Raw genomic sequence first — 16,289 nt, forward strand, 5'->3', positions numbered from 1 at the left:
GCTTTAATTTAAAAAGTTGAACCCTTTTTTACTACAATTAAAAGTATAAATAATAGTTAATCTTTATTATGAAGACAATATTTTAAATTTAATTCCACTTTAAGGAAAATTGTTTAAATAAATTTTATGGAACAGAAAAAAATATTTGTCTTGTCAAAAAGTTTGTGAGAGTACAAATAATCATATTAAGATTAATCATGATGAATTATTCTGTTTATGTCAACATAATTATTCCAGAAATATAAGAAGTCAAGTTAATCTAATAGTAATTCTAAAATAAAAGTAAATATGAAAAAAACAATTTTAATTTTAGCCTTTTTGATAGTTGGTATAAATGTAAAGTCGCAAACAGCTCAAGTATTGAAATCTGTTAATGAAGCTGGTGATGTAGGAATTTTTGAATTGGATTGCTCTGTAAAATTTCAAACTTTAGCTAAAGGCTTGCGTTATAATATTACACGTTATGAGTTTAAAGGTGCAGAATTGAAAAATTCTTTTCGATTATTGTTGGTAATGGACGGCTTTTATTCTAAGACCTTAAATAATGCTATGACTATATCGGCGATTTTGAGTGATGGTACAATTATTGAATCTAAGCGAACAATTGAAGATGATGGTTTTTTTGATGGTGCCTGTACGTTGAAAATTAAAGACCCAAAAGCACTTTTAGAAGCTAATATTGACAAAGTTATTGTTCATGCTGATAAAGATGTTATTTATGCTTTATCAGAAAAAAACAAAATTACTTTTAAGAAAAATTTAAATGCTATTATGCAGGCGAAATAAATTTTGTATAGTGTCAAAAGATATTTTTAGGACCTTATTTGGTTGATCATAAAAACAGAAAAATCTATAACTAATTTTAGTAGTCATATATCCTATTCATACTTTTTATATTTAACTTTTTTCATGATATTATTTATATTCTATAATTTAGTTTAAGTGTTTTTATAAAATAGTTTGATTACTAAAAATTAAAAAAGGTTATACTCCAGGCGAGTGGCTTTCTTAATGTGTTGTGCTATGTTCAGTTTAAAGCGGTATTCCATTATTATAGCTTAATTTGTTATTGCAGTCTTGGTTTAAGTGCAAGATTAAACTAATATTACCTACGATACTCGCTATTTTAGAAAATTCGAATAGATCCCTGATCTTTTTTGTTAAAAAGTATTTTAGACACCATAAATATTGGGAAAAGTAATTTTCCTTTTCAAAATTAAACGGAGCGCAGGTAGGAGAAATAGAGAGTTCTTTTGCAAATTTTTCCGAGTAAAGAGAATGGCTGTATTGGAAAAGTTAAGGCCCTCGCTTTGAATTCAGGAAAAATAAAGATCGGTGAAACAGTCAATATTAATTGACTAATTTTTCTGATAGAGAATTTAGTATTTTAAAGGGCAAAATAGAAACTATTTCCATAACTCCTGATAAGGATGGCAATCTTTTTAGTTAATGTCTTATTGTCTGGAGGATTAAAAATTTCGTATAAAAAAATAATTCCTTTCAAACAGGAAATGCGAGGAACAGCTGATATTGTAACTGAAGATTTGAAGGCTTATTGAAAGATTGTTATATCAATTTAGAGATACTTTAATTCATGAAATCTGTGGCTATTTTTTTAGATATTTATTCAAAAGTGAATTCAAAGGAAAATATTTATTTAAATAAAGATTTTATTGAAACAATTGGATAAGATTTGTCAGTAAACCTTATCTGTTTAATGTGATTTTCACGAATCGTACAATATTATTTTGATAAAAGAGGCGCTTATAAAGCGCCTCTTTTATCAAAGGAGTAATAGGATTCAGTAGTTATAATTAACGAATCCAGTAATGTGATATAAAGAAGTCTTCAGGATTCTTTTACTTTTCGAGTTATCTGTTTATCGGCTTCAGAAGCTGTGAGGTTTTTCCTGAAGGATGATTGTGAATCATCATATGTAATGTAGCATTAGATATTTCGGAATAATTAATTATTAGTTAGAGTACGCTTGTAAAAAAGAGGAATTTGATTCAATGGTAAGTTAGCTTTAAAATTCTAAGTTTTTATCAATCACCATTTTAAGATTGATTTTAGTGGGCGATAAGAACTTTGAACCAGAAAGTTAGATTTTATTTAAATTCTTTTAATCCTCCAATAAGTCGTGATAGTTCTGTACTATCTGGGCAATATATCATTAAAAAGCGCCCAAGTGACTACATATTGGGCGCTTTAAAAAGAGAATATCATAAATCAAACGGTAGAATTAATAACCTAATCAAAGTTATTTTTACAAAAATCCATAAGTCATTTAGATTAAAAATATAAATTCAGACATTAAAATAGCTTCATGAGTCAGTTTCGTGGGCAATTAACTTTGTTGTGGTAGTGCCCCTAGATCTTAATTAAGTCTGAATCAAAATATCTTGTTTAATTTATACTTACAACACTAAAATTAAACGATGATCCGCTGTTATTTGGGCCATAAGCTGATGGATTGTGTGTGTGAAAACTTGAATTAATTCTCATGTAGTGCTTTCCTGTTTTTACATTGGAAGGTATCGTGAAATTTAGTCTAGTGTCTCCCCATCCACCATTGCAGTACGCATTAACAAGCACCCTTTCATCATCAGTAAATTGTGCATCATCATTAAAATCAATCCATAAAGAGGCTCTTTGGGCATTAAGTGTGCAAATCTTTAATGTATACGAGTGGCCTCTTAAAAAATGAACTTCCTTGTCAAAATTTAATGAATTAGTAGACCAATTTGCTTTGGTTATTACATAATTCAGATCAAGAAATTCTGCAAAATGCAGAACTATATATCCATTTGTGTTATTCCACTTTGATTCTGTCGGGGCATTACGATATAATTTTTTTTGTTCCAGGTCAAATACATCATATTGGTATTTTTTTTGATTAAACATTTCATGAGCTTTGTATCCACCTCCATAAGCATAATCATGCTCATGTCCATAATTTATGTGGTGTATAAATTCGTGTGGAACACCTCCTAAATAATTTGTGTATCCAGGAGACATGGCCCAATGTGAAATACTTATATAATTCCATCTGTTTGATGTCCCCACAGCTCCTTGCATACTTGGTTCACTTCTGAATTCAACACCTTTTTTATGATTTCTTGCTTTCTCTATAAATTCTCTTCCGAGTACTTCACCTGCCGGTTTTGTTAAAATATACTGCTGAAATTCGGGAGTTCTTAATATTTTTAGCCATTTTGTATAAGTGTCCCCTAATAAGTCTATCTCTCTCTGATCAAGTTGATCTCTTCTGTAAGTTGGCTCTGGCAGGTTGCAGAAATTATTTTGATAGTAACTTGTCTTGTAAAAAGGAATTTTAAGCTTTTCTGTTCGATCATCTCCTATTATGGTAATCTCATCCCAGGCATCAAGTCTTTTGGCATCACTTGCATTATTTTTGTCCAGGCCTATAATATGATCTTCTGCATAATCACTCATACCATCCATGTCACTATCCAGATTGTCAATCAAATCTACTGAAGAAGTTAATTTGTTAAGTTTTGGGGTTAGTACTTCGCGATTATCGATATTATCATCGTTGAATTCGCAATCATAATTTTTCATTGAAGTTGCATCTCCAACCGGCGATGTTTTTGTTTCGTCTGAGCAAGAAGACATCATAATGACAACTCCTAAAAGGGCATAAATTTTTTTCATATATAAAGTTTTTATGCAAAAAAAAGCAATCAACACTTTAAAGTAGCCCTGAATAAGTCATTTATATAACAAAAACAGACTACAATAAACTAAGTATCGATTAATGTATTTGATCCAATTTTTAAAGGATTGGCATTAAAAAAAATATATTGAAATGAATGTGGAAATCTTAGGATTTCTTTTGGGATTTACAATGCTTTTCAATAAAAATGCAATGGGGTGTAAAATTAGATCGGATTAGGATATCAACAATACTATCTAACTAAAGAACTATCAAAATTTATTTCATTTTGTAATTCGTAACCACTTTAAAAAGATTCAAAATACAGTCTGAACGATAAATTTCTTTCACTTGATGTAATTAGAAAAAAACTGGAACGTATTAGTGTTGAGTAGAAAACATAGTACCAAACTTTATTAATTAATGCAAAAAAAAATTAAAGCTTTTGTTCCATATATTATTTATTATCATTAAATGTTACGTTCAAGAAGATAAATTTTCACTGAATTTGTAGGAGGCTATATTTTTTCAGACAAAGTTGAATATAAGAATTTCTAGTGTTATACAAAGATGATTTTGAATACGATGCAGGACTGAAATATTTATTATCAAAACAAATTCAGATCCAGCAGAGTTGACACCAAGCCCCCTTTATGGACGTTTGGGAAATCAATTCAATTCAAGAGATGATAAGTATGCTCTCAATTATGTCTTTGGCTAATTTTATCTGTTATTTCGAGGCAGGTTCTCAAAAGCTATTGTAGTATCTAGGAGCTGATACGGGCGTAATATCTTATTTAATTTTGTCACAAAGTTTGGGTATCGCTTGGGGGCGCTTTCAAAAAATCCCCTATAAATGCAGGAAAAAATCCTGCTTTATTTAGTTGCTTTTTGCGCTTGTTAGACGATTCCCGGTGACTGTTCCATAATTAATAAAATATAGAAATTATGGAACTTTAAATCAAAACTCGAAGACTGTATCTGAAATTGTATTGATCTACAAAATAAAAGTTAAAAACTCTGAAAGACCGCAAATCAAATCTCCCAAAGATGCATAAACTGGCTCTTTCAGCTTGGGATTATAAATAGATTTCTTTGTGCAGTTCAAAGTATTGGTCATGTACCATGCCCACAAAGTATTGGGAATTTACGAAATCTTTTCTAGAGGAATTACAGGAACAATTGTAGATCTTAGATTAATATTCTCATCAACTCTTAAGGAAATGCCATATCTTTGATGATGATTCAAAATCATCTCTCTGAGAACGTTATAGCCTCTGAAACCGATAAAGATATAACTCAAAAAGCAAAAGAAACCAGAAGACTTTTTGTTTGCATAATAGGTGTGTCTACCTGCGGTATGCGGATTAAATATATTTAACATACTTGCACTGCGCAGTCGTATCACTATATTTTTAACATAGTTGAGTCCCGTTAGGTCAAACTTAAAAACAAATGCATTTAAGCTCAAATCCAAAAATAAATCAAAACTACCAAACTTTTACTATAACATATTGTTCTTCTATTTAGTCTTTAAGATGAGTCCTCAAAGTCAAGTTTTTTCTTTCAATATAATTTAGTGCCAAAACGTTTTACAGAATGCAATTTCTCATCAATCAAATACCTGAAGTTTTTTAGTCTGTCGGTAAATATTTTTTAGCCACTGATAATTTTAAAGTATCCAGAACACGGTTTAATGTTTTATTAGTTCGTTTGCCAACATTAAAGCTCACAACATTTTTAGAATTCTTTTTCAAGCATAAACCAGCCAGATAAAATTTTGTTTGTGTCTTAATATAATGCACATCTCATCTACTTGATAAGTTTTTCCCTTAATGATAGTTGGCTGATTGATAGTTTCAGCAATTGATACAATTCTTTTTGACAATATTGTGGTTGAAATTTTTAATATTCTCAAAGTGTTTCTTATCTCTAAACCTTCTTTGAAGAACTGAATAATATTTTTGTTTATATCTGGCTTATGAGTTTGATAAGTATAATTTTTAACTCTCGTTTTTTTACACAGTTTACAAATATATCTTTGATTACCTGATTTTGTTTTGCTATATTTTTCTCATGCATATAAATTCATCAATACATCTGCAACATGAAGCCTACTTAAAATCATTTTATTCAATTTAAAGCTACATCTCAAAAAACAACCCAAAGCTTGTTTCGTTTTTGACTACGATAATACTATAAATAGTTGGTTTTCTGCCAATTTTAAATGAACTAATTACTTATCAACACATTTGTATATTACCACTTCTATTCGATTGAAATCAATTCTTTATGCATTTTGTTTTAGTAGAAATTAAATTTTCTTATCATGACCTAGTTGGATAGACTACGGTATAACAAAAGCGTTTTTAAACCTTTTTAATGAAATAATTTACACTATAAAGATTCTTTAATTATTCTTCCATTTAATTCTTGTACATTTCTGAAATTATTTTTTGGCATTAATTTTCTTAATTCAGTAATCATTTTTATAGATACATTAATTGGCATTTTAATTATAAACCACTGAACTCCTTCTGTACAGGGAGGTGTCGTCAACGAGCCCATATAAGTGTAATATGACTTGTTTTGAGGAAAAAACTTATTTATGTTAAAATTGTTATCAATTTTTTTAGTCTCATTTTCTTTAACGGGCAAATATTTTTCAAGGAAAATAAAAGCATTATTATTTTCGTTACCTTCTTGTGCCATAACAGCTATAACTAGAATTTTTCCTTGTTTATTTTTATGAACCAAATGAATAGCAAGAGGATATCTAACACCTTTAATTGTATGCTCAGCAGGTTCATGAAAGTGAAATTGTTTTAATTCATATTTATCTCCATTCAACATGATGTAATCTCCTTTTTCAAAATCAAACTGAATTGAATGCCCATTATTTGCGACATCATTTATCTTGGTACCTTCAGCATATTGAAAATCAATTGGCTGTAGTTTTTTATCTTTTATAGTTTCAACAATATCTACTGGAGACTGTGCTTGACCCCCACAATCATTTTGATCTATTTCACACCAATGTTCTGGACCAGTTTCTCCTTCATATTTCCAATGTTTTTTTTCTGTCTTTTTAATTTTAGTAGTATCTGAAGCTTTTGTCAAAGTTTCATTTTCTTTACTTCTATCTTTACAAGTAATCAACATAATTAAACTTAGTATAACAAAGAAATATACTATTGTATTTTTCATTTTTTTAGAATTTATATTGGATGGTTATGTATAAAATATTGTTATTTTCATAATTATTCTCTTTGAGTGCCGTGTAAACATTTAAATAGCCTACTCCTAACGTCATTTTTTTTGCCACAGGAAAATCTACTCCTAGATATAACCAATTTTGATTTAAGCTGGTAGGGGCAAGTCCTTTTTCTTTTTCATTTATCCAAATTTCATCAAAAAATTTGCTTGAAACTAAAAGATTTTCGCTTAATTTGAATAGAGGAATTATAGTCGTAAATCTATATCTAAATCTATGATCAAAATTATTTCCATCTCTTTCGTAAGCTGTTCCATCTGGAGTTGTAATAATATTATCGACAAAACGTTGCTCAAATCTAAATCGATGATAAAACTTTACTATACCACTACTATGATTTAATGTTACTTGCTCCCATACATTATTCTCATTTGCATCAATTGGAATGCTATAATCAGAATATGAATAATTTCTAATGTATGAGTATCCAACTGCAAAATCAACACTTTCATTTAATTTATAATGAATTCCTGGTCTGAAAATTATTTGTTGCCATTCAGTTAAAAAATCTATTCTCCTAAGATGAACTTCAGCTTCTGCAGAGAATTTTCCTTTAAGAGGAATTGTTACATCTCCAGTAATCCAACCGCCTGATTGTTTGTAAGTTTGGCTTTCTTGTCCAAAAATGGTCCCAGATAAAAAGAAAGCAATCATGCTTATATATGATTTTATTTTATAAATATTTCTTCTCAATTTATTTTTATTTAGTTAACTAAATCTTAATAATCAACAAAATTTAATGCAATATTATTACATATGATTTTTTATCTTGTTAGAAATCATTTCTTTTATGATTAAAGGGAAAATGACTATTATAATCTAAAAAAACATTTTATAGCAGAAATTCATGTGTTGTTTAAATAGAATCTTTATCGATAAGCTCTTAATAAGATAATTAAATTTCTATTTCAATAGTCAAACCAATTTTTCTGTATTGCTGGCAAATTTTGGTATAGCTTTAGTCAATTTTTAGAATAAATTGGTGTTTTTAATTTAAGAGGAAAAAATATTGAAGTTTCTTCTCTTTAATTATTTTAGAAATTTTTAGCATATCAACTTTTAAAAGTTAGAACTAATACAGTAAATGTTATTTGCTTTTAAAACTTTTCAGTTTAATTAATTTTAGCTTATATTTAGTTTTTTGTTGATCATTCTATTATTCGCTTTTCTTTGCAACGAATTAGGATTGAAAATTTAGCTGTAGATAAGACAAGTTTTTTACACTCTTAAATAAATATTTATTAGTAATTCCTTGCAATTACATCTATGATTTATTTGATACTATTTAAAGACTAAATTTTATAAAAACTTCGTACTAAATCTTCATCATTAGTCACAATAACTAAAGTTTTAGAATCAAGCTTTTCTATAAGGTAAGTTCTACCTTCAAAAGTAACAAGGTCATGTTCTAAATGATCAATAAATCCAATGCTTTTTTCTATTCGATAAGAACTATTTCTAATTTCAACACCATTTTTATAAGTGATAACCCTTCCATCGGAAGTAAAACTTATTTTTTTTCTGAAACCAATACTATTTGTGTTAGCTAAATATGGGTTTCTCGGCCCTCCAATTGACTTTTCCCAAACCCATGTATTAATAATAAGGTCTGATGAATTTATATCGTCTATTTCTTTTAGTTCTTGCATGTAAGCTATAATAAAAGGGCTAAACAAAATGAAAATTATTTTTTTCATAATCGGATTATTTTAAGGTGCTATTTTTTATTATGAATGTTTTTTTATGAGGCATATTTTGGTTATTAGTTAATTTTTTCAATACTATTGATCACGAACTAATATTTTAGAATCTTGAATGCTAATTTGTGAAGTTTTCTTAATTGTTTAAAAAAACATTATCAGTGATTTTGTCAGCACTTCTAGATTTTGACATTCTTAATGTTTTAGTTCAATTGTAAAAATAATTTTTCACTTTGAAAAACTTAACCGAATATATAATAAATAAGTTGCATCGAATATCATTTGTATACTTAAGAAAATACACTTTCTTTAATTATTTTGTATTGTTTTATAGATATTAACCTTGAAGTTATTTTTTAGCAAAGGTAAAAATCGATTCTAAACAGTAATTATTACTTTGAATGCATAAGTTAAATGTAAATGCCTGTATGTAATTCTAAAAACTTTATAGTTAATATTAATGGAACAAAGAAAAAGAAAGAATCAGTGAAAAGTGAGAATGAATCCACACATCTATACACGTGTATGTGTTTTTTATTTGAACAAAACATATACGGTATTTTAAACGGAGTAAGCTCGCATAATGAGTACTTCAATAACTAGGTTTTTAAAAGAAATAATAAAATATTATGAGAATCAATTTAGTTTGAATGTAAATATATGAATGTTTACCACTTAAGAAAATTAATAGTATAAGGTATTAATGATGTATTAAGGTTCTATATTGATTATATTTTATAAACACGGGAATGTACAAGGATTTTTCGATAGAATTTTTGAATGTTTTTACAACAATTGAAAAATTGCTTTAGATGAAAAAAACTGCGAATTCTTGATTGTTTTATACGTTTTTGGTAGTATAGGGAAATATTGATAAAGTGGCCATTTTTTTCTGATTTTTCATAGAGGAAGATTTTTTTTCTAAGAAAAATGAAGTAAGAGTCATTAAAATTATGATAATAAAAATGTTGGTTTTTTGGAATCATTGTAAATAATTTTGATTTGCATAGTATTAACTAAATCTATAATATTTATTAATGCTATTTGAGAAAGAAACTAATTTTGCTTTTTATTTCGCTTAGTTAACATATTAAAACCTAAAACGATTTTTATTTAATAAATATATTTGATTGTAACATTTACATCGGAGGTATGGAACCGTCTTTTTTCATTTCGTCAACAACAACTTGCATAATTGCATCAACTGTTTGGCCTAAATCAGTCACATACTCAGATTTTGTTGTCCCTGTCCAAATTAGTTTGTTTTCTTTTAGTGAAAAAACATTAGTTTCTACCATATAAGATATGGTTTCTTGATAATAACCAGGGTCGTAGAAATTTGGAGAATACATACCGTACCAATTTCCAAATCCATACATACCATTAATACCTCCGTAATACATTCCTGTATTTGTTCCGGGAACATAATTTGTTTCTTTTTCTTTACTAACTAAGCGCATACTTATAACTCCATCAAATTTTTCATTTTTTAAAATTTCTAATTTTTGCTCGTGAGATAGTTGGATGGTGTTTTTGTTTAAGTATTGATAAGAAGTTTTAAATATAGAATTGCTAGTTGCAATTCTGTCTTCCGTTGTTCTTCTGGCTGCTTCATCTTTTAATAAAGCTACAACCAAAACTTTTTTAAAATGTTCTTGAGCTACTGTTATTTTTGGATCCCTCCAACTTGTAACAATAGAAGTGTTACTGCCGCAATTAAAAAGTGCCAGAATGACAATTGAGAAAATTAAGTATTTTTTCATATACAAATGTTAAATTAATTGATTTTTGGTAGTCATTAAATTAATGCTAAAAAAAGATGCCTGTTAGTGGACATTCTTATCAGAATTTAGAAAGCTAATCCCAAAATTTATTATATAAACTTATATGGTGCAAAAATACCCATATATGCATTATTAATTCCTTAAAAAAAGTACGCAGTTATACACGTGTAGTAGAATAAAATGTACTAATTGTTTTATGTTGGTATTTTCGCAAAAGTTGAGTATTAGAAAAAAATATGAATTAAAAACGACGAGAGAACAATTAAAATTTATAGCTCTATGTTATTAGGATTACAGCTAAATTATTTCTCTTTAATCTGGCTTTCATAGAATTATTTTCAAAATGAAAAAATTAGGAAGAATCATGATGATATTAGATACTTAAGAATGTGAAGTGATATAATTCGTGAGGTGTGACAATGGTATTGACCGGTTTGGAAACAGAACTTTCGCAAGACAATTTATAAGATGCTTGCCCGTTAGTCCATTTCTAATGGAAATATTTAACTGAATAAAATGAAGAAATGGTAAAAACTCTAATCCAGAAGATTGGAGGTATATATTCATCTGTAATAGCATTACGTTACATAATTTTATTGTAAGAATACAAAATGTTATATTAGTAATTGTTGGAATGTAAAAAAGATGCACAGATATGAGTATCTTTTAAGAAAGCAAATTTAAAATACCATTTTTAAATTTATAGCTTATTTAAAACAGAACAAATATTTAAGGAACATGTGGAAGTTTAATTAAGAAGTTCCTATTCAATTTTATACCTGTAAAGAAAAATTTTATCTTTTTTTTTTTTAATCATGAGATACTTTGTCTTTACATGAGTATTAAAGTTGAAAATAACGTTTAGTTTGTTAAAAGAGGATACCAACTACACTTCTTTTATGATCTAAATTTGTTATCATTATTTAGGTTGTGTAAATTAAGGACATGTATACAAAAGTGTATTAAAAGATTATATTACATTTTTCGATTTTTTTTGGTTTCAAAATTCTTCGATAGTCTTGTATTGAAAAGTAAAATATGTTACGCTTTCTTCCGACTGTATCAAATTTCGATATTTCAATCTCATTTGTTCTTTGTTTAAGCTTATCTCTAAACCAGCTATTTTTGAGTATCTTAAAAAAAAATCTATATTACTGTATTGCCTGGTGTCATTTTTTCTGCTCATACTTCGTTTAACGGTTTTGAAGAATTCTATCACTTACTTACTTACTTACTTACTTACTTACTTACTTACTGCCATATGTTTATTAGTACATTGGACATTACAAAACTATAATAATAAAAAGAATGTTTTTGAAATTCACCTCCGTAGAAGCATTGGCTAGGGTGCTTAAATATAAAATTAATTTATTTGCTGGTATTGTAAAAAACTGTAAATAAGAATGTTGGACTATATGCTTCTTGCTTGAGTATAAATGTGTATTATTTTTTTTAGTTTTAGATGATTTCTTGTTTAGTTTTGGTTAATTAAATTCTGGAAGATTAGTTTACCACATTTAAAATATACTCGATTTTAATATCTCTTACTTTTTATTTTTTGAAACTATAAAACAACAAATGTTTAATAGCTTGTATTTGGAGATAGAAGGTTTAATTATCAAAAGCATTCAATAGATTTTATTCAAACATTAAATTAGAAACTCCAAAACAAAATGAGTAAAGATCGTCCTAGTATGTTTTTAGAAAATGCAAGAAAAACAGGAACATTATTTTTTAAAATTATGCGACTAGCTCAGAATTGATAATTATGCTAAATCTTTTCTAGGATTTAAAAACTAGAATTTTAGCAAAATTATTAGGAAGCAACGACTGTTTAACAGTAATAAGCTTCTAAAGTAATAAATAACATTAAGAATCAAATCATTTTACATCAATTTGTAGTAACTACTAGCAATGAAATATAATACATTAATAGCATCTTTCTTATTATTTTTTAGTATGAATATTTTTGGTCAAGTATATACTGATAAAATAGTTGGCAAAAAAAACGAAAAATTTAAAGATAGTCTTAGAATAGAAAAATATCCATTTGCTTTACCAATCTGGGGAGAAAAAGTTGCTCAGAAAGGATATAAATTGCCTTATTCTGCGGGGCTTTCGATAAATTACTTTTGGCAAGATTCTGAAATTGTGATAAGTGAGTTACAAGTGGGTTTTAATCATGGCCTCCAATATAATCTAGATGAAATTGTACGCTTCGATAAGTCTTCTGCTGAGGCAGGTGCCCTAACCATTAGACCTGATATTTGGCTTCTTCCTTTTTTGAATGTCTACGGTATTTTTGGGAAAGCAAATACATCTACGAAGATTAATGCCGGAATATGGATTCCGGATGCTGATAATAATTGGTCGCAAATAGCCAGTTTTAGTACCAAAGCTAATTTTGACGCTACAACTTTCGGAATTGGTATGACACCAACCATTGGTATTGGAGGTTGTTGGTTTGCGCTTGATATGAATATGTCCTGGACTGACATCAGTTCTCTGGATAAGCCGGCTTTCTCTTATATTTTTGGGCCAAGGTTAGGTAAAACTTTTAAATTTAATAAACCGGATCAAAATATTGCAGTGTGGGTTGGTGCTTTTAGAGTCCATATTTCTGGAGACACAGATGGGAATATTCCGTTTTCAGACATTTTTGATTTGGATGGTTTACAGCAAAAAGTTGATGACGGTCTTGCAAAAGTAGATAAAAATCAGATTAAGGTAGCTGCCTGGTGGAGTGGTTTAACGCCAGCAGAGCAAAAAAATCCTTCCAATGTCACAAAACACAATACCGCCAATAAAGCCCTCGAAAGTGCCGGAAATATATTGACAGCCATGGATGGCGCTTTAAGTACTGCGGATTCTTCATCAGTACAATATTCGCTGCAAAAAAGACCTAAAGACATGTGGAATTTCCTAATTGGCACTCAATTTCAATACAATAAACATATTATGCTTCGGGCAGAAGTTGGTTTTTTAGGAAGCAGGACACAAGTTTTAGGAGGTCTTCAGTATCGTTTTGGACTTTAATGCATAATCTCATGAAAAAAAAATAGTATTAGTTATCACTTTCTTTTGTATTACATCAGCGCAATCACAAGTTTTAGTTTCCCTGCTTTTTGGAGATAAGCTTAACTCTTCTTTTTTAGAGTTTGGTTTGGATGGTGGTGTCAATTTTTCGACGATTTCAAATACGGAAGCTTCAGGCAGCGAAGTTGGTTTTAATCTTGGATTTTATTTTGATATCCGATTTAAAAAAAATCCAGCCTGGATGATTAATACCGGTGTAATTGTAAAATCACCAATGGGAGCTCACAATATACCAGTGTATTCTTTGAGCGATGCAAATCTGGATAATACCTTTGTCGGAGGTAGTGTTGATCGTGAAATTCGTTATTTTAATGTGCCGATTTTGATTAAACATCAATTCAAGAATAATATCTATTTAAAAACTGGTCCGCAATTAGGACTATTAGCCAAAGCATTTGATAAATTTCGAAAAGAATATGATGGCGCTGAAGTAGTTTACAAACACAATATCAGAGATCAAATACACGTAATTGATGCTGGTATTGCCTTTGGTGCAGGCTATCATATGAATGTTGGAAACGGGTTGAATATGACGGTACAATATTATTATGGATTAGTTCCGGTAATGAAGGGAGACGGCCCTGAACAATTCAACAGATCTTTGTATGTAACAGCCGGACTGCCTATTGGCCGTGGAAAAGCAGCCGGAAAAAAACCAAATTAAACCGTGATATTTTACCTGAAGAAGAATCACCTGGTCCAAAAAATAACTATTTGATATTGGAGTAACAATCAATATTGCGCTTTGTAGAATAAAATTGGATGATCCGCAATGGAGAATAAATATTTGCACCACTTCTTGATTTCTTTTTACTATTAGGCTAAAGCAAGATTTGCAATTTTTATAGATATGTGTTTTTAATTCTGTTTTTTTGAGTTTAAATAGAAAGTTTAAGCATGAGAGTTAAGTCGTTGTCATTAGATTTATACTTTTTATTTCGTATAAGCACAGTTTTTGTTTAGATGTATTTTTTAATTATATATTTCAGTGACCACGAAACTGCCATGCATATTTAAATTTAAATTTTGTTTTTTTTGTTTTCATAATTCTTAGAGATTGATTTAAATTGCTTAAAACATACTAATTAAATATTAGATACATCTACACTTGTGAACTTTTTTAAAGTAGTCTACTTGTTATCGACTTAGCATTATTAGAAGATCCATATTTTTTTTGTGGATTTATTCTTTGAATTGAAATGTTTTAGGATTTATAATTGTGTGAAAAGAGTTTTTTTGTAAAACTGAGATTTAGGATACAAAATATTTTTCGAAAGCGATTATTAATTGTAGTGTCAATAATCTTCTAATAGCAAATTTTAAATAATAAAGTAATTTTAGTTATATGTAAAAAGAATATCGAATTTAAAAAATAGCGTTGAGTTCTATTGTAATTATAATTTGTTGGCATGAGAAACACCCTTGGTATTTTTTGTATTTCCTGCATTAATGCTCTTTTAATGTTACTAAAGATTTTTATATAGTTACAGATAATATTGAGAATAAACCTGACAATGTAAAAATTATACATAAAATACTTCGTGAAATAAAAAGGTCTGCATCTGATAGGTAGGTTTTGCAGTTAGTATTTATTATTCATATAATGTATGATTTTAAATTTGCCTATGGTTATTTGTTTTCTAAAATAGTTAAAGGTTATCGCTTTTGGGAATTGGTGACCTTAGTATAGTTTGGTTCAATCAGAAATTTTATGACAGAAGAAATTTTAAATACTTATGATATAGTAAATAGCTGACATGATTATATTACAGGTGCTTTTTTGCTTGTTTAAAAATAGTGCATATATAAATAAGCTTTTTATGAAAAGCAAAGATTATAAAAATGGTTTTTAGCAGTTCGGGATACTATTGTTTTCATGAGTGTGATTTTCTTTTTGATGAATTAAAAATAGGTACTTCTCTTTTAGAAATAGATAATCCAGTAGAAAGTATGTTATATGCAATAAAGAAAGAAGAGCAGAATAATAATTTACGGGACTTTTTTGATTATATTATTGTCGAAGATTTACATGGAAATATAGAATGGAATAAAGGAATAATAATTTATATAGGCAGGGTATGAAGCAATATTTTATGATTTAAGTAAATTTAAAACATCGTGTAGAAAGCAAAAAATATTAAAGCCAATACCTATAAAGTGCTATTTTATAAGAAGATCCATTTTTATAGGGAAACGACCAATTAAAACAGATTGATGTTTGTCTGGTTGTGATATGTTAAATCTCTTAAAATTGCTAAGATATATGAATTCAAAAGAAAGAAAATTATTAGCGTTGTTGAAGGTTTTTTTTACTGAATATTTGTTCTTTTAAATTTATAGAATTGTTTTTTTAGCACTATTTTTTTTTTTAGTAGAAGAGTCAATAGTGATTCCTGATTACTTTTTTGAAAAGAATCTAAAGATAAAATAGCTAGTTGAATAAGTCTATTGTTTTCTTTTTGTTCTAATCGTTTGCAATCATTGATTTCATGTAACTTATAATACAAATTGGCTTCTTTAAATTAAAGGATGTGCCTAAAGTGCCAATTAAAATCTAATGCATAAAATTTTATCCGCTTTGGTTTTCGTTTTATATCATTTCCACGTCTTTTACATAATCGCTCTTCAGATAAAAACATTTACCTCTTTTTAAATGTGAATTCTAATTTTATATTTTTTCATTTTAAATACTTAGCTCTATTTTGAAGTATTGTATTAAATTTTTGATGTCCTGTAGGCACTTTAATGAAGATATGATG

Annotated in this window: 10 protein-coding genes and 1 pseudogene; 5 read left to right on the forward strand and 6 right to left on the reverse strand. The window is 28.3% G+C overall.

The window, feature by feature from the left end:
* Window positions 1-288 precede the first annotated feature (288 nt).
* Both AC6CH4_RS25240 and AC6CH4_RS25245 read left to right on the forward strand, forming a co-directional pair.
* The gene (locus tag AC6CH4_RS25240; RefSeq protein ID WP_498107974.1) at window positions 289-786 is read left to right on the forward strand and encodes a hypothetical protein; all 498 of its coding nucleotides are present in this window, start codon (window positions 289-291) and stop codon (window positions 784-786) included.
* A gap of 644 nt (window positions 787-1,430) precedes the next feature.
* Window positions 1,431-1,559, forward strand: a complete 129-nt coding sequence (locus tag AC6CH4_RS25245; RefSeq protein ID WP_498107976.1) for a hypothetical protein — start codon at window positions 1,431-1,433, stop codon at window positions 1,557-1,559.
* Between the two features lie 847 nt (window positions 1,560-2,406).
* On the opposite strand, the gene AC6CH4_RS25250 is transcribed toward AC6CH4_RS25245, so the two are convergent.
* From AC6CH4_RS25250 to AC6CH4_RS25275, 6 genes and pseudogenes are all read right to left on the reverse strand, one after another.
* Window positions 2,407-3,675, reverse strand: coding sequence for a GEVED domain-containing protein (locus AC6CH4_RS25250; RefSeq protein ID WP_498107978.1), 1,269 nt, complete (start codon window positions 3,673-3,675; stop codon window positions 2,407-2,409).
* 1,468 nt (window positions 3,676-5,143) lie between these two features.
* Window positions 5,144-5,747: pseudogene (locus AC6CH4_RS25255) on the reverse strand (IS1 family transposase); the annotation flags it as partial.
* Between the two features lie 326 nt (window positions 5,748-6,073).
* A complete protein-coding gene (locus tag AC6CH4_RS25260) occupies window positions 6,074-6,883 on the reverse strand; it encodes a carbonic anhydrase (protein WP_498107980.1) in 810 nt (269 codons plus the stop codon).
* Between the two features lie 4 nt (window positions 6,884-6,887).
* The gene (locus AC6CH4_RS25265) at window positions 6,888-7,643 is read right to left on the reverse strand and encodes a DUF2490 domain-containing protein (protein ID WP_498107982.1); all 756 of its coding nucleotides are present in this window, start codon (window positions 7,641-7,643) and stop codon (window positions 6,888-6,890) included.
* A 599-nt stretch (window positions 7,644-8,242) separates the two neighbouring features.
* Window positions 8,243-8,647, reverse strand: a complete 405-nt coding sequence (locus tag AC6CH4_RS25270) for a hypothetical protein (protein WP_498107984.1) — start codon at window positions 8,645-8,647, stop codon at window positions 8,243-8,245.
* Window positions 8,648-9,789: 1,142 nt separating this feature from the next.
* Complete coding sequence (locus AC6CH4_RS25275; RefSeq protein WP_498107986.1) at window positions 9,790-10,413, reverse strand: DUF4136 domain-containing protein; 624 nt, start codon at window positions 10,411-10,413, stop codon at window positions 9,790-9,792.
* Between the two features lie 1,980 nt (window positions 10,414-12,393).
* On the opposite strand from AC6CH4_RS25275, the gene AC6CH4_RS25280 reads away from it, so the two are divergent.
* The 3 genes from AC6CH4_RS25280 (at window position 12,394) to AC6CH4_RS25290 (ending at window position 15,612) form a co-directional block, all read left to right on the forward strand.
* Entirely contained in the window at window positions 12,394-13,470 is a 1,077-nt protein-coding gene (locus AC6CH4_RS25280; RefSeq protein WP_498107988.1) for a hypothetical protein, read from the forward strand.
* 127 nt (window positions 13,471-13,597) lie between these two features.
* Window positions 13,598-14,194 carry a porin family protein gene (locus tag AC6CH4_RS25285; protein ID WP_498107990.1) on the forward strand — a complete coding sequence of 199 codons (597 nt, stop codon included), beginning with the start codon at window positions 13,598-13,600 and terminating at the stop codon, window positions 14,192-14,194.
* 1,178 nt (window positions 14,195-15,372) lie between these two features.
* Window positions 15,373-15,612 (forward strand): hypothetical protein, encoded by a 240-nt coding sequence (locus tag AC6CH4_RS25290; protein WP_498107992.1) that lies wholly within the window; start codon window positions 15,373-15,375, stop codon window positions 15,610-15,612.
* Window positions 15,613-16,289 lie beyond the last annotated feature (677 nt).

Source organism: Flavobacterium sp. GQ95, from assembly GCF_059758655.1.